Annotated in this window: 17 protein-coding genes; 11 read left to right on the top strand and 6 right to left on the bottom strand. The window is 73.7% G+C overall.

Annotation, left to right across the window (positions count from 1 at the left end; all coding sequences use genetic code 11):
* Positions 1-3 precede the first annotated feature (3 nt).
* Complete coding sequence (locus Ani05nite_RS34100; RefSeq protein ID WP_239130915.1) at positions 4-327, bottom strand: STAS domain-containing protein; 324 nt, start codon at positions 325-327, stop codon at positions 4-6.
* Between the two features lie 118 nt (positions 328-445).
* Here Ani05nite_RS34100 and map point away from each other — a divergent pair, with 118 nt between their 5' ends.
* Together map and Ani05nite_RS34090 are read left to right on the top strand one after the other, a co-directional pair.
* On the top strand, positions 446-1,303 hold the full coding sequence (map, locus tag Ani05nite_RS34095; protein ID WP_203775239.1) for a type I methionyl aminopeptidase: 858 nt from the start codon (positions 446-448) through the stop codon (positions 1,301-1,303).
* Entirely contained in the window at positions 1,300-1,992 is a 693-nt protein-coding gene (locus tag Ani05nite_RS34090; RefSeq protein WP_275410690.1) for a VIT1/CCC1 transporter family protein, read from the top strand. The genes map and Ani05nite_RS34090 overlap by 4 nt, the downstream gene beginning before the upstream one ends.
* A gap of 6 nt (positions 1,993-1,998) precedes the next feature.
* Here the strand turns inward: Ani05nite_RS34090 and Ani05nite_RS34085 are convergent, their stop codons facing one another.
* Genes Ani05nite_RS34085 through Ani05nite_RS34070 form a run of 4 tightly spaced genes read right to left on the bottom strand, consistent with a single transcriptional unit; the run spans position 1,999 to position 3,822 of the window.
* The gene (locus Ani05nite_RS34085) at positions 1,999-2,727 is read right to left on the bottom strand and encodes a nucleotidyltransferase domain-containing protein (protein WP_203775237.1); all 729 of its coding nucleotides are present in this window, start codon (positions 2,725-2,727) and stop codon (positions 1,999-2,001) included.
* A gap of 59 nt (positions 2,728-2,786) precedes the next feature.
* Positions 2,787-3,209 carry a ferritin-like domain-containing protein gene (locus Ani05nite_RS34080; RefSeq protein WP_203775235.1) on the bottom strand — a complete coding sequence of 141 codons (423 nt, stop codon included), beginning with the start codon at positions 3,207-3,209 and terminating at the stop codon, positions 2,787-2,789.
* Positions 3,206-3,370 carry a hypothetical protein gene (locus tag Ani05nite_RS34075; RefSeq protein ID WP_203775233.1) on the bottom strand — a complete coding sequence of 55 codons (165 nt, stop codon included), beginning with the start codon at positions 3,368-3,370 and terminating at the stop codon, positions 3,206-3,208. The genes Ani05nite_RS34080 and Ani05nite_RS34075 overlap by 4 nt, the downstream gene beginning before the upstream one ends.
* On the bottom strand, positions 3,367-3,822 hold the full coding sequence (locus tag Ani05nite_RS34070; protein ID WP_239130911.1) for a hypothetical protein: 456 nt from the start codon (positions 3,820-3,822) through the stop codon (positions 3,367-3,369). Before Ani05nite_RS34070 ends, Ani05nite_RS34075 begins: the two co-directional genes overlap by 4 nt.
* Positions 3,823-4,109: 287 nt before the next feature.
* Here Ani05nite_RS34070 and rimP point away from each other — a divergent pair, with 287 nt between their 5' ends.
* The 9 genes from rimP to Ani05nite_RS34025 all read left to right on the top strand — a co-directional run bounded on the left by rimP (position 4,110) and on the right by Ani05nite_RS34025 (position 14,135).
* Entirely contained in the window at positions 4,110-4,778 is a 669-nt protein-coding gene (gene rimP / locus Ani05nite_RS34065; protein WP_203775229.1) for a ribosome maturation factor RimP, read from the top strand.
* Positions 4,775-5,794 carry a transcription termination factor NusA gene (gene nusA, locus Ani05nite_RS34060; RefSeq protein WP_203775227.1) on the top strand — a complete coding sequence of 340 codons (1,020 nt, stop codon included), beginning with the start codon at positions 4,775-4,777 and terminating at the stop codon, positions 5,792-5,794. Before rimP ends, nusA begins: the two co-directional genes overlap by 4 nt.
* Positions 5,772-6,131 carry a YlxR family protein gene (locus tag Ani05nite_RS34055; protein ID WP_203775225.1) on the top strand — a complete coding sequence of 120 codons (360 nt, stop codon included), beginning with the start codon at positions 5,772-5,774 and terminating at the stop codon, positions 6,129-6,131. The genes nusA and Ani05nite_RS34055 overlap by 23 nt, the downstream gene beginning before the upstream one ends.
* 132 nt (positions 6,132-6,263) lie before the next feature.
* Entirely contained in the window at positions 6,264-9,338 is a 3,075-nt protein-coding gene (infB, locus tag Ani05nite_RS34050) for a translation initiation factor IF-2 (protein WP_203775293.1), read from the top strand.
* Positions 9,339-9,399: 61 nt separating this feature from the next.
* The gene (locus tag Ani05nite_RS34045; protein ID WP_203775223.1) at positions 9,400-10,425 is read left to right on the top strand and encodes a TRM11 family methyltransferase; all 1,026 of its coding nucleotides are present in this window, start codon (positions 9,400-9,402) and stop codon (positions 10,423-10,425) included.
* Between the two features lie 34 nt (positions 10,426-10,459).
* Positions 10,460-10,753, top strand: a complete 294-nt coding sequence (locus Ani05nite_RS34040; protein ID WP_203775221.1) for a DUF503 domain-containing protein — start codon at positions 10,460-10,462, stop codon at positions 10,751-10,753.
* Positions 10,754-10,881: 128 nt separating this feature from the next.
* Positions 10,882-11,349, top strand: coding sequence for a 30S ribosome-binding factor RbfA (gene rbfA, locus Ani05nite_RS34035; RefSeq protein WP_203775219.1), 468 nt, complete (start codon positions 10,882-10,884; stop codon positions 11,347-11,349).
* Positions 11,346-12,380 carry a DHH family phosphoesterase gene (locus tag Ani05nite_RS34030; protein ID WP_203775217.1) on the top strand — a complete coding sequence of 345 codons (1,035 nt, stop codon included), beginning with the start codon at positions 11,346-11,348 and terminating at the stop codon, positions 12,378-12,380. Before rbfA ends, Ani05nite_RS34030 begins: the two co-directional genes overlap by 4 nt.
* A gap of 438 nt (positions 12,381-12,818) precedes the next feature.
* Positions 12,819-14,135 carry an MATE family efflux transporter gene (locus Ani05nite_RS34025; RefSeq protein ID WP_203775215.1) on the top strand — a complete coding sequence of 439 codons (1,317 nt, stop codon included), beginning with the start codon at positions 12,819-12,821 and terminating at the stop codon, positions 14,133-14,135.
* Here the strand turns inward: Ani05nite_RS34025 and Ani05nite_RS34020 are convergent.
* On the bottom strand, positions 14,125-14,580 hold the full coding sequence (locus tag Ani05nite_RS34020; protein ID WP_203775213.1) for a MarR family winged helix-turn-helix transcriptional regulator: 456 nt from the start codon (positions 14,578-14,580) through the stop codon (positions 14,125-14,127). The genes Ani05nite_RS34025 and Ani05nite_RS34020 overlap by 11 nt on opposite strands.
* Positions 14,581-14,625 lie beyond the last annotated feature (45 nt).

Genomic DNA, 14,625 nt, shown 5'->3' with positions numbered 1-14,625 from the left:
CGGTCAGCCGGGCTCGTCACCCGCCAGCCAGGGCTGGGTGCTCAGGCCCGAGATGTCGAGCACCCGGCGCACCTGCGGCGACGGGATCACCTCGAAGCCCTGCGGGAAGCGGTCGACCAGCCGGATCAGCGCGTGGATGGCGGCGGAGTCGAAGAACGTGACGCCCCGCAGGTCGAGGACGGCGCGGCCGACGCCGGCGCCGGCCGCGGCCTGGTACATCGCGTCGGCCGTGGACATGTCCACCTCGCCGCGCACCACCACGGTGGTGCGGTCGCCCGCCACCGAGGAACTGGCCGAGAAGTCAGTCCCGGCGCCGTCTTGATCCACGCTGACACGATTACACAGGCGCCCAGGAGCGGCAACAACCGGCCGGAGCATCCCGGCCCGGCCGGGCGCCGCCGTCACTACCTCGGGCCCGTCCGGGAGGCGACGATAAGCTGGGCCGATGACCGTTCGTGCCCCTCTCGTTCCGGGAAAGCTCTCACCCTGGCGGGCGGTGCCGCCGCACATCGTCCGCCCCGAGTACGTCGGCAAGAAGCGCCCGAAAGAGTGGCGCGGGTCGCATGTGCAGACGCCCGGGACCATCGAGAAGATGCGGGTCGCCGGGCGGCTCGCGGCGCAGGCCACCCAGCTCGCGGGCGAGCACTGCAAGCCGGGCGTCAGCACCGACGAGATCGACCGGGTGGTGCACGAGTTCCTGGTCGACCACGGGGCCTACCCGTCGACGCTGGGCTACAAGGGCTTCCCCAAGTCGTGCTGCACGTCACTCAACGAGGTCATCTGCCACGGCATCCCGGACACGACGGTGCTGTCCGACGGCGACATCGTCAACGTCGACGTGACCGCGTACCTCGACGGGGTGCACGGCGACACCGACGCGACCTTCTGCGTCGGCGAGGTCAGCGAGGAGGCCCGGCTGCTGGTCGAGCGCACCCACGAGGCGATGATGCGCGGCATCCGCGCGGTCGCCCCGGGCCGGCAGATCAACGCGATCGGCCGGGTCATCGAGGCGTACGCCCGCCGCTTCGGCTACGGCGTGGTCCGCGACTTCACCGGCCACGGCATCGGCGAGACGTTCCACAGCGGCCTCTACATCCCGCACTACGACAACCCGCGGCTCGACACCGTGATGGAGCCCGGCATGACGTTCACCATCGAGCCGATGATCACCCTCGGCACCCACGAGTACGAGATGTGGGCCGACGGCTGGACCGTGGTCACCAAGGACCGCAAGTGGACCGCCCAGTTCGAGCACACGCTGGTGGTGACGGAGGACGGCTACGAGATCCTCACCCTTCCGTGATCGTGCCCGAGCACCACGCGGACGTGTCGGGCGGCTGGCTGCGGGCGGCCACCTTCGGCGCGATGGACGGCCTGGTCACCAACATCGCCCTGATCGCCGGCGTGGGCGGGGGCGGCGTGAGCCGGCACACCCTGATCCTCACCGGCGTGGCCGGCCTGGTCGCCGGGGCGATCTCGATGGGCCTGGGCGAGTACACCAGCGTCCGCACCCAGAACGACCAGGTGGCCGCCGAGCTCGACAAGGAACTGCGCGAGCTGCGGCTCAACCCGGAGGGCGAGGCCGACGAGCTGGTCGAGATGTGGACCGCGCGGGGGCTGCCCGGCCCGCTCGCCCGGCAGGTCGCCGACGTGCTCAAGGCCCACCCGGAGCAGGCGTTGCGGGTGCACGCGCAGGAGGAGCTGGGGGTCGTCCCGGACGAGCTGCCGAGCCCGTGGACCGCGGCGCTGAGCTCGTTCGTGTGTTTCGCGATCGGGGCGGCAGTGCCCTTGCTGACCTACCTGCTGGGCTACGACAGCCTGCTCGCCGCGCTGCTCGTCGGCGGGGCGGGGCTGTTCGGGGCGGGCGCGCTCATCGCCCGCTTCACCGGGCGGGCGTGGTGGCGCAGCGGTCTGTGGCAGCTGACGCTGGGCGCCGCGGCGGCCGGGGCCACGTACGTGATCGGCGCCCTGATCGGCGTCGGCGTCTCCTAGCCGGGGTCAGTCGAAGAGGGCGCTGAGCGGGCCGTCGACCGGGCGGCCCCGGGCGGTCAGATCGTCGGCCTGGGTCTTGAGCACCGTGCCGAGCTCGGTCATGTCCACGCCGGCCAGCCCGGTGCGCTTCACGGCGTCGGCCCGGTTCCGGAAGTACGTGCGGCTGAGCAGCCCGGTGACCATCGCGGCGTGCAGCCGCGCCTCGGCCAGCAGGACGAGCGCCGCGTCGGTCTCGTACCACTGGGCCAGCCGCACCGCCCGGGCGTGCGACGCGGCGGCCACGCACCAGTTGCGCCGGGCCAGCCCGCTGAACTCGCCCGGCCTGGTCTCGGCGAGCTTGCCCAGGTGGGCGTCGCGCTGGCCGGCGAACCAGCCGCCCGGGTCGAACAGATCGCGGGTGGTCAGGTAGCGGTCGGCCTCCAGCGGCCAGCGGGGGGTGAGCTCGCGGGCCCGGCGCAGGCCGTCGTCGGCGGTGCCGACGCTGAGATCGACCAGGATGCCGTCGACCTTGCGCAGGGCGGCGCGCGGCCCGGCGTTCGGGCGGTACGTGACGACGTGCAGGTTGAGATCGCTGCTGTCGGAGTCGTCGCCGTGGGCCAGGGAGCCGTGCACGCCGATCGCCCGCACCTCGGCCGACCAGCGCCGCAGGATGACGTCGCGCAGCCGGGTGGCCAGGTGCCAGCGGGGATTGGCCAGGTCGTACTCGTCCTGTGACACCGCGTCATTGTCGGGCATCGCGGCCTTGGGTGAAAGGTCCTCGGATGCCGCCGGCCCGGGCGGGCCCGATAGTCCGCTCAGGCGCGGCCGGGCCAGGGCATCGTCGCCGGGGTGAGCGCGCCGAGGCGCCGCCACCGGGTCGCCCGGACCGCGGCGTCGACCAGCGCGTTCAGGCCGGTCGCCCGGTCCGCCCCGGTGGTCACCGGGAGCACGGCGCGCCAGGCCTGCGCGACCCCGTCCTCGACCTGGGCGGCGAGCTTGATCGCACTCGCCCGGTCGGTCACCTCGAACGGCAGCGTGTACCCGGCCGGGGCCGGCGCGGTGCTGGCCTGCAGCGCGGCCAGCCGGCTGACCAGCACGTCGCGGCGGGCCCGGTGGACGGCCTCGGCGGCCCGGGCCTCGGCGCGGTCGCCCGCGCCGGTCAGCTTCACCCCGAGCACGCCGTAGGCGTAGATCGCCGCCTCCTCGGCCGCCAGCGCGGCCGCGAGCTGCGCGCTCATGCCGGCCCCGCCGGGTGCGCCGCCGCCGGTGGCGCGTTGCGGTGTTTGCTCTTCGTGGGCCACCGGGGCGCGTTGTCGCGCTGGACGGGGGTGGACGCCTGCGGCGCGTTGCCGCGCTTCACCGCCGCGGGCGTGGCGGTGGGGGAGGTGGGCTCGCTCATCGCAGGGCCTCCGCGTGCGCGGCCCGCGCGGCGGCGATGGAACCGGTCAGCCCGGCCCGGTCGGCCGGCGCCGTCCGGCAGGCCGCGGCCGCCGTCTTCTGCGCCGCCTGCTCGGCCTTGCGCAGCGTGGCCACCGACTCCGCCGCGCCTCCGCTCGGCGCGCCGGAGGCGGGCGCCCCGGACGCGACCGGCCGGCCGATCACCCGGGACAGCTCGGCGGCGTGGACCCGGTGGTCGTCGGCCAGTGGGGCCAGCCGCTCGGCCAGCCCGGGCTCGGCCAGCGCCGCCCGGTCGTACGCCGCCGCCAGCGTCAGGGCCTCGTCGAGCAGGGGCTGCAGGGCGTCGGGAGGCGGGGCGGGCTCCGGATCGCCGTCGAAGAGCCCGCAGCCCCCCAGTGCCGTCGCGCTCAGCGCCCCACCGGCGGCCACGCCGATCAGGTGACGTCTTTTCACGCGGTCAGTCAACACCATCGGGGCCAGGCCGGGCCTGCCCCGCTCGGCGCCGGGGCGGGCGCGCCGCCGCACCGGAGATCGACACCCGGGACCCGGGCTCCGGCGTGCGCGTCGTTGACCTGGGCCGGATCCGGAATCGGAGCGGCGGCGGCCGGTCGCCGCCCCCGGCGCGTTACGCTCTGCATCAGCCGCCGGGGATTTCCGCCCCGGTGGCATGCCGGTGTTGCCGGCGAACGGCGCGCGGAGCACCTGCCGCGGGCCGCATTCGAGCAGAAGGGTTGGGCCCCATGACGCAGCGTGGTCGCGGCGGAGCCCGGCCGGCGAGCCGCCGCCCCGGCGCCGGCCGGGGCCGAGAGGCCGCCGAGGAGACGCGTCAGCCCGCTGCTCCGCGCATCGACCTGGTGGCCGCGAGGTCCCGCGTGCGCGCGGTGATCGAGCCGGTCGTGGTGGCCGCGGGGTTCGACCTCGAGGACGTCGCCCTGTCCCGCGCGGGCCGCCGGCACGTGCTGCGGGTGCTGGTCGACGCGGACGGGGGCATCAGCCTCGACGACGTGGCGGTCGTCTCCCGGGAGATCTCGGCGGCGCTCGACACGGCGGAGGAGTCCCAGGGCGAGGTGCTGGCGGGCGAGTATCAGCTCGAGGTCGGCTCGCCCGGCGTGGACCGCCCGCTGACCCTGCCCCGGCACTGGCGGCGCAACGTCAGCCGGCTGGTCACGGTCACCGTCGCCGGTCGGTCGCTGACCGGGCGGGTCACGGCGGCCGACGAGACCGGCGTGGTGCTCGACGTCGACGGCACGAGCCGGGAGGTCCCGTACCCCGAGCTGGGGCCGGGCAAGGTCCAGATCGAGTTCAAGCGGCTGGACGAGGCCGTCTTCCCCGACGAGCCCGACGCGGGCGACGAGGACGACGACGATGAAGAAACCGATGACGAGGATGGGGAGGGCGAGGACAGATGAACATCGACCTCGCGGCGCTGCGCGCCCTGGAGCGCGAGCGGGAGATCCCGTTCGACACGATCCTCGCGGCGATCGAGACGGCGCTGCTGACCGCGTACCGGCACACGGACGGGGCCGAGGGCCACGCCCGGGTGGAGATCGACCGCAAGACCGGCTCGGCCCAGGTCTTCGCCCAGGAGCTGGACGCGGACGGGACGATCGTCCGGGAGTGGGACGACACCCCGCACGACTTCGGCCGGATCGCCGCGATGACCGCCAAGCAGGTGATCCTCCAGCGGCTGCGCGAGGCCACCGACGAGGTGCACTTCGGCGAGTACGCGGGCCGCGACGGTGACCTGGTCACGGGCATCGTGCAGGCCGACGCGGCGCGCGCCGAGAAGGGCATCGTGATCGTCGACCTCGGCAAGCTCGAGGCGGTGCTGCCGCAGGCCGAGCAAGTGCCGGGCGAGACGTACGAGCACGGGTCGCGGATCCGCTGCGTCGTGGTGCACGTGGCCAAGGGCTTCCGCGGGCCGCAGATCACCCTGTCGCGGACCCATCCGGCGCTGGTCAAGAAGCTGTTCGCGCTGGAGGTGCCGGAGATCGCCGACGGCACCGTGGAGATCGCCGCCATCGCCCGTGAGGCAGGTCACCGTTCGAAGATCGCGGTGCACTCCCGGGTGCAGGGGGTCAACGCCAAGGGCGCCTGCATCGGCCCGATGGGTCAGCGCGTGCGGGCCGTGATGAGCGAGCTGCACGGCGAGAAGATCGACATCATCGACTACTCCGACGACCCGGCCCAGTTCGTGGGGAACGCGTTGTCCCCGGCCAAGGCCCTGCGGGTCGAGGTGGTCGATGCGGCCACCCGCACCGCCCGGGTGACCGTGCCGGACTTCCAGCTGTCGCTGGCGATCGGCCGGGAGGGGCAGAACGCCCGCCTGGCGGCCCGGCTGACCGGCTGGCGCATCGACATCCGCCCGGACAACGAGCAGCCGGATCCGGCCCCTGAGCGCGATGCCGCCGAGACCGGAAGCTGACCGGATACGCGCGTACGGAGCACGCGGGGTAGACTTTCGGGTGGCCGGTCCGACACGCACCTGTGTTGGCTGTCGCTCACGCGTGCCGGCCTCCGAATTACTGCGGTTCGTCGCGGTCGGAGCGGGAGGTCAACTCCGGCTCCAGCCCGATCCGGACCGCCGGCTGCCGGGCCGGGGAGCACATGTGCATCCTGATCCGGCCTGCTTCGCGCAGGCGGAGCGGCGTCGCGCCTTCGGGCGTGCGCTGCGACTCACCGGTGTTGCTGACACCGGCTTGCTTGCCGAGCACATCCGAGCGGTCACCGTGCCGTCCGGAACCACCGATGACGAGACGTAGGCGTCCCGTCCATGTCCAGCAAGGTAGGACGACCCAGATGAGCACACGATGAAGTCCCTGAAATGACCAGGCTTCTAGTGCACGAGTGAGGTCGGCGGGCGCTGCTCGTACGACCTCGAGATGAGGAGTGCAGTGCCAGGCAAGGCCCGCGTTCACGAGCTCGCCAAAGAGCTCGGGGTCGACAGCAAGACCGTTCTCGCCAAGCTCAAGGAGATGGGCGAGTTCGTCAAATCCGCATCCAGCACGGTCGAGGCCCCGGTGGCCCGGCGACTTCGTGGTGCCCTCGACGCTCCGGGTGGTGCCGCTCCGGCGGCTCCCGCACCCGCCGCGCCGAGCGCCCCGAGCGCGCCCAGCGCCCCCCGGGCCAACCCATCGGCCATGCGGCCGCAGCCTCCGCGCCGTCCGGCCGCGCCGACCGCGGGAGCGCCCACCAGCGCCCCCACGTCCTCGGCGCCGTCACCCGGCCCCCAGCTGCGACCCAAGCCGCCGGTCCCCGGCCGTCCGGGCCCGGTGCCCGGTCCGGTCGCCAAGCCGGCGAGTGCCCATGACATCGAGGTGGCGGCCGCCGAGGCACGCGCCTCGGCGCTGAAGGCCGAGCAGGAGGCCGCCGTCAAGGCTGCCCAGGCGGCCCGCACGCGGGACGCCGAGCGCCGGGCGCAGCAGCCTCCGGCCGACGGCGCCACCCGTCCGCGGCCCCCGGGCCCGGGCACGGTGCCGCCGCGTCCCGGCTCTCCCGCCGCAACGCGTCCCGGAGCCCCGGGCGCGCCCACTACCGGCCGTCCCGGCCCGGGCGGCTCGCCGCGCCCGCCGGCGCGCGGTCCCGGTAACAACCCGTTCGGCGTCTCCGGTGGCGCCCAGCGGCCGACTCCGTCGGCGATGCCCCGGCCCAACCAGCCGGGCATGCCGCCGCGGCCGAGCCCGGCCTCGATGCCGCCGCGGCCCAGTCCCGCGTCCATGCCCTCGCAGCGTCCCGCCGGTCCCGGCGCCGGTCGTGGCGGTCCCGGCGGTGGCGCCGGCCGTCCCGGCGGTCCCGGTGGCGGTCGTGGCGGTCCGGGTGGCGGCGCCGGTGGCGGTTTCCGTCCCGGTGGCGGCGCCGGCGCTGGTGGCGGCGGTTACCGCGGTGGCGGTGCCGGCGCTGGTGGCGGCGGTGGCTACCGCGGTGGCCCCGGTGGCGGCGGCGGTGCTGGTGCCGGTGGCGGCTTCCGCCCCGGTGGCGGCGGTCCCGTCGGCGGTGCCCCCGGTCGTCCGGGTGGTGGCGGTCGCGGTCGTGGCGGCGGCGCCGCGGGTGCCTTCGGGCGTCCGGGTGGCCGGCCCACGCGGGGCCGCAAGTCGAAGAAGCAGCGGCGTCAGGAGTTCGACAACCTGTCGGCTCCGCAGATGTCGTCGGGTGCTCCCCGCGGCTCGGGCCAGGAGGTCCGGCTGTCGCGTGGCGCGTCCCTCTCCGACTTCGCCGACAAGATCAATGCCAACCCCGGTTCGCTGGTCCAGGAGATGTTCAACCTGGGCGAGATGGTGACGGCGACGCAGTCGTGCTCCGACGACACGTTGCTGCTGCTCGGCGAGCACCTGGGCTTCGACGTGCAGATCGTCAGCCCCGAGGACGAGGACCGCGAGCTGCTGTCGCGGTTCAACATCGACCTCGACGCCGAGATCGCCGAGGACCGCCTCGTCACCCGGCCGCCGGTCGTGACCGTCATGGGTCACGTCGACCACGGCAAGACGAAGCTGCTCGACGCGATCCGCAAGACCAACGTGGTCGCCGGCGAGGCGGGTGGCATCACCCAGCACATCGGCGCCTACCAGGTCGTCGTCCCGCACCAGGGTGAAGAGCGCGCGATCACCTTCATCGACACCCCGGGCCACGAGGCGTTCACCGCCATGCGTGCCCGTGGCGCCCAGGTGACCGACATCGTGATCCTGGTGGTCGCGGCCGACGACGGCGTCATGCCGCAGACGGTCGAGGCGTTGAACCACGCCAAGGCGGCCGAGGTGCCGATCGTGGTCGCGGTCAACAAGGTCGACAAGCCGGACGCCAACCCGGACAAGGTCCGCCAGCAGCTGACGGACTACGGCCTGCTCGCCGAGGAGTACGGCGGCGACACGATGTTCGTCAACGTGGCCGCCAAGCCGGGTCTCGGCATCGACGACCTGCTCGAGGCCGTGCTGCTGACCGCCGACGCGTCGCTGGAGCTCACCGCTCCGATCGACGGGCCGGCGCAGGGTGTCGCGGTCGAGGCCCACCTGGACAAGGGCCGGGGCGCGGTGGCCACGGTGCTGGTGCAGCGGGGCACGCTGCGGGCCGGCGACTCGATCGTGGCGGGTGGCGCGCACGGTCGCGTCCGGGCCATGCTCGACGAGAACGGCCAGCAGGTCACCGAGGCGGGTCCGGCCCGGCCGGTGCTCGTCCTGGGTCTGACCTCGGTGCCCGGCGCGGGCGACACGTTCCTCGCCGCCGAGGACGACCGCACGGTCCGGCAGATCGCCGAGCAGCGGCAGGCTCGCCGCCGTGCGGCGAGCTTCGCGAACTCGAAGGGCAAGGCCACGCTCGAGACGCTCATGGAGCAGCTCAAGGAGGGCGAGAAGACCTCGCTCACCCTGGTGCTCAAGGGCGACGGCTCGGGTTCGGTCGAGGCGCTCGAGGACGCGCTGTTCAAGATCGAGATTCCGGACGAGGTGCAGCTCAAGGTCATCCACCGCGGCGTCGGTGCGATCACCGAGAGCGACGTCAACCTGGCGTCGGCGTCCTCGGACCAGACCGCCACGATCATCGGCTTCAATGTCCGGGCCAGCAACAAGGTCAAGGAGATGGCCGACCGCGCCGGCGTGGAGATCCGCTACTACAGCGTGATCTACCAGGCCATCGAGGAGATCGAGGCGGCGCTCAAGGGCCTGCTCAAGCCGGAGTTCGAGGAGGTCGAGCAGGGCACGGCGGAGATCCGCGAGGTGTTCCGCTCGTCCAAGATCGGCCTCATCGCCGGCTGTGTGGTCCGCTCGGGCCTCATCCGCCGCAACGCCAAGGCGCGCATCCTGCGCGACGGCACCGTGGTGGCGGACAACGTCACGATCAGCTCGCTGAAGCGGTTCAAGGACGACGCCACCGAGGTCCGCGAGGGCTTCGAGTGCGGTCTGACCCTGTCCGGTTTCGGCTCGCCGCAGACCGGCGACGTGATCGAGACGTTCGAGATGCGGGAGAAGCCGCGGGCGTAACAGTCCACGGTTGACGGCCCCCGGCGCTCAGGCGCCGGGGGCCGTTGTCTTTACTACTGGAATGTCTCGCTACGCCCTGCTCCTCGCGCCCTCCGCCAACCGCGTCTACGCCGATCAGGCGGGCCGTCTGTCCCGCGCCGAGCTGGCCGCCTTCCGCAAGGTGCTGTCCTCGGAGGTGGCGGACGTCGACGCGACCCGGATCGGCGGGGTCGAGTACCTGACCTTCACCGCGGACCTGCAGCCCCGGGACGTCGCCTACCTGTCGAACATGTCGGCGGCCTACGCCCTGTTCGAGCGCGAGGGCGAGGAGCTGCTGCGGCCGCTGGAGCTGACCCCGCTGGCCCGCTACGACAGCGACCTGATCACCATCCCCAAGTACGCCGGCAAGACCAACGAGCAGTTCACCAAGCTGCTGCTCAACCTGACGCTGCTGGCCTCCGGCTCGGCCCGCCGGATGCTCGACGGCCCGGTGATCGTCGGCGACTTCCTGGCCGGCCGCGGCACCACGCTCAACCAGGCGCTGATGTACGGCTACGACGCGGTCGGGGTCGAGCTGGACGGCAAGGACGTCGAGGCGTACAAGCTGTTCCTGCAGACCTGGCTCAAGCGCAAGCGCCTCAAGCACACCGCCGAGCTCAACCCGGTCCGCCGGCAGGGCCGGAAGGCGGCCCGCCGGCTGGAGATCACCCTGGCGGCGAGCAAGGAGGACCACAAGGCCGGCGCGGTGCAGAAGGTGACGATGCTCAACGCCGACACCACCCAGCTCGACGGCCTGCTCCGGGCCAACTGCGTGGACGTGCTGGTGGTCGACCTGCCGTACGGGGTCGCGCACGCCAGCTACGAGGACGAGGGCGGCATGTCCCGCCGGCCGCTGGACCTGCTGGAGCGGGCCGTGCCGCAGTGGGTGCACCTGCTGCGCCCCGGCGGCGCCATCGGCCTGTCCTGGAACACCAAGGTGGCCCGGCGGGAGCTGGCCGAGGACATCCTGGTCGCCAACGGCCTGGCGCTGGTGCCGTACGAGGACCTGAGCCACCGGGTGGACCAGGGCATCGAGCGCGATGTCGTGGTGGCCCGGAAATCGAGCTGACCCGCGGCGCCCGCCCGCGTAGTCTTTCCCGCTGATGTATATCGAGACCGCACTCTTCGACCTGCTGCTGCCCGGCGACTCCCGCTCGCTCAAGCAGAAGCGTTCCTACGTCCGCCCGATCATCGCGATGCTGCGCAAGTACGAGGTCAGCGTGGCCGAGGTGGGCGATCACGACCTGCACGGCCGGGCCAGGATCGGGGTGGCCGTGGTGGCCGCCGAGCCCGCCCAGGCGCGCGCGGTGATCGACACGTGCGAGCACCAGATGGCCGGCCGGCCGGAGATCGAACTTCTCTCGGTGAAGCGCCGGCTGCACGGCGACGACGACTGATCCGGCCTGGTCATGGCCGCGGCCGGCGACGGACCGGCGGGACGTTCGGGCCCGGGCGGTCATGGGTAGGCTTCAGGCGTTGGACGGGGTGGTTCGCCCCGGAGGCTCGGTTGTCGGAGGTGGGCGATATGTCGGACCCAGCCAAGACGCGTCGGCACGCGGAGCGCATCCGCGAGCTGGTGGCATCGCTGGTGCGAGAGATCAAGGATCCCCGGCTCGGCATGGTGACGGTGACGGACGCCCGGATCACGGGTGACCTGCGCGACGCCCACGTGTACTACACCGTTCTGGGCGACCAGACCGAGCAGGCGGCCACCGCGGCGGCGCTGGAGAGCGCCAAGGGCATGCTGCGCACCCGGGTCGGGCACGCGCTGGGCCTGCGGCACTCGCCGAGCCTCGCGTTCGTCCTGGACAACGTCCTGGACCACGCCAAGGAGATCGACGAGCTGCTGGCCGCGGCCCGGCACCGCGACGCCGAGGTGCAGCGGCTGGCCGCCGGCAAGCAGTACGCCGGCGACCCGGACCCGTACAAGGCCGACGACGAGGACGACGAGGACGTCGACGAGCGGGTCGGCGCCCGCGAGGACCAGGGGTGACCGAGGCGGTCACCGTGTCGGCGGACCCGCCCGCGACCGCCGACTTCCCGGCGGCGGTCGCGGCGATCCTCCAGCTGGCGCCGGCCGGCCGGGTGCTGCTGATCTGCCATGTCAGCCCCGACGGCGACGCCCTCGGCAGCATGCTCGGCTTCGGCCTGGGGCTGCGCCGGCTCGGGGTGTCCCAGGTGCAGGCGACCTTCCCCGGCCCGTTCGAGATCCCGGAGCCGTTCGCCGAGCTGCCCGGCCTCGACCTGCTGGTCGGCGAGGAGCAGGCGGAGCCCCGGCCCGACCTGGTGATCGTCTTCGACGTGGCCGCCGAGTCCCGGCTCGGGGCGCTGGCCGACCGGCTGCCCCGCGCGCGGGCCACGGTGTCGCTGGACCACCACGCCTCCCACACCGGCTTCGCGGGTGTCAACCTGGTCGACCCGGGCGCGGCCGCCACCGCGGTGGTCGCCGAGGAGCTGCTGAACCGGCTGGACGTGCCGCTGGACGTGGAGATCGCGGAGTGCCTGTACGTGGCGCTGGCCACGGACACCGGCTCGTTCCGGTTCGACATGACCACGCCCCGGGTGCACGAGATGGCCGCCCGGCTGATCGCCACCGGCCTGCGCCCGGGGGACATCTCCCGCCGGGTCTTCGACAGCCGCCCGTTCGGCGCGATGAAACTCTCGGCCGACGTGCTGGGCCGGGCCCAGCTCGATCCCACGGCGGCGGGCGGGCACGGGATGGTGTGGACGTACGCGACCCTGGAGGACCTCGAGCGGCACGGGCAGCGGCCGTACGTGCTGGACGCGCTGATCGACCCGGTGCGGTGTGTGGCCGAGGTCGACGTGTCCGTGGTGGTCAAGCAGCTGGCCGAGCGCGAGTGGGCGGTGTCGCTGCGCAGCAAGGGCGCGGTCGACGTGAGCGCCGTGGCGGTCGCGCTGGGCGGCGGCGGGCACCGGCTGGCCGCGGGCTTCACCGGGTACGGCGCGCCCGGTGAGGTGGTCACGGCGGTTCGTGACGAGCTGCCCCGGCACCTCATCGGGTGATCGCCGCTACGACGGGGCCGGCCTGCGGGCCGGCCCTTTGTCGTTGATCCGTGTCCCGTAGTGCGGGACACGATGAGCAGACAGCGGGACTGAACGATAGTTTGAGTTAACGGTGATTTGGTTTCTGCACGGGCGCTACCACCGACCGCCGCAGCAGCCTCGAGCCACCCGGGTCCACCATCCCGGGCTGTGTCGCCCCGCCACCCGTCCGGCGATCCCGGACCGGCCCCTCGCGACACGCCGCTCGATCGATCAGTGGGTGTCCGCACCCGTCCCGCCGTGGAAGGACCACGATCATGGCTGCCAAGCCCAAGCCCCAGCCCTCCGACGACGCCCGCGAGCAGGCCCGCCGCGCGCTGCAGACGTCGCTGGACACGCGCCAGTAACTGGCCTGGGCGCGTTGCGCCCCTTACGGCGCGGCGGGCATCATGACTGTTCATGAGCCCGCCCGCCGTGGAGCCCCGCACCCTCACCCGGCGCATCGCCGCGCTGGCCCTGCCCGCCCTGGTCGTGCTGGCCGCCGAGCCGCTGTACGTGCTGGTGGACACCGCCGTGGTGGGCCATCTCGGCCGCGTGGAGCTCGCGGCGGTGGCCGTCGGCGGCACCGTGATGTCGGTGGCGGTCTGGTTCGGCACGCTGATGGCGTACGGCACGACCGGCCGCGCCGCCCGCAGGTTCGGCGCGGGTGACCGTACCGCCGCCGTCGCCGAGGGTGTCCAGGCCTCCTGGCTGGCGCTGGCCACCGGCGCCCTGCTCGTGCTGCTCGCCCAGCTCTTCGCCGCGCCCGTCACCCGGGCCCTCGCCGCCGACCCCGCGGCCGCCGAGGCCGCCGCGGGCTGGCTGCGCATCGCGTCCCTCGGCGTCCCCGGCCTGCTGCTGGCCGCGGCCGGCAACGGCTGGATGCGCGGGGTCCAGGACACCCGCCGCCCGCTGCTGTACGTGCTCGGCGCCAACGTGCTCTCCGCGGTGCTGTGCCCGGTGCTGGTCTACCCGGCGGGCTGGGGCCTGACCGGCTCGGCCGTGGCCAACGTGGTCGCCCAGTCGGCCACCGGCGGCCTGTTCCTGTGGGCGGTGATCCGCGAACGGGCGCCGCTGCGGCCCAGCCCGGCGGTGATCGTCCGCCAGCTGGTGCTGGGCCGGGACCTGCTGATCCGCGGCGCCGCGTTCCAGGCCTGCTGGCTGTCGGCGACCGCCGTGGCGGCCCGGTTCGGCGTGGCGGCCGTCGGCGCCCACCAGATCGGCCTGCAGCTCTGGTTCTTCTGCGCCCTGGCCCTGGACGCGGTGGCCATCGCGGCGCAGTCCCTGGTCGGGGCGGCCCTGGGCGCGGGTGACGACACCGCGGCGCGGGCGGTGGCCCGGCGGGTCACCGCGGTCGGCGCGGTGGCCGGTGTCGGCTTCGCGGTGCTGGCGGCGGCGGGGGCCGGGGTGGTGCCCGGCTGGTTCACCGGCGACCGGGCGGTGCACGAGCAGGCGGCGAACGTCTGGCCCTGGTTCGTGGGGATGCTGCCGTTCGCCGGGGTGGTCTACGCGCTCGACGGCGTGCTGATCGGCGCCGGGGACGTGGGCTACCTGCGCACGATGACGCTGGCGGCGGCGCTGCTGGGCTTCCTGCCGGCCATCTGGCTAGCCTTCGCGCTGGACTGGGGTCTGTCCGGGGTCTGGTTCGGGCTGGCGTTGTTCATGCTCATCCGGCTGGCGTTCCTGCTGGTGCGGTGGCGGAACGCGCGGTGGGCGGTGCTCGGGGTCACCCGGTAGGCCCGCGCTCGGTGCGGGCGCCGAGCGCGGTGGTGAACGAGCTGAGCAGCCGGGCGAAGGTCGCCCGGTCCGCCGCCGGCCAGTCGGCCATGGCCCCGGCGAAGACCTGCTGCCGGGTGCGGTGGGCGCTCGCGAGGTGGGACCGTCCCGGCTCGGTCAGGGCGAGCAGCGTCCGGCGGCCGTCCCGCTGATCGGCCCGGCGGACCACGAGGCCCTGCTCCACCGCGCGGGCCACGAGCCGGCTGGCCCGCGGCTGATCGACGCCCAAGGCGGCCGCCACGTCACCCACCGTGGCCGGGCGGCCCAGCTCCTCCAGCGCGTCCAGCACGCCGAAGATCACCTGGTCCGCCTGCGGCACGAGCCGGCTCAGGGCCCGCCGGCTCTGGCTGCGGCGAATGGCGATCATCGCCCGCTCGACGGTCACCAGGATGTCTTCCGGCTCCATGGATGTTACCGTACAACTATATGTACGATGACATCTAATGGGGGC

Source organism: Actinoplanes nipponensis (assembly GCF_016862275.1).
Lineage (GTDB): Bacteria > Actinomycetota > Actinomycetes > Mycobacteriales > Micromonosporaceae > Actinoplanes > Actinoplanes nipponensis.
The sequence above is the reverse complement of the archived record's forward strand: the minus strand, read 5'-3'. Positions and strand labels throughout refer to the sequence as shown.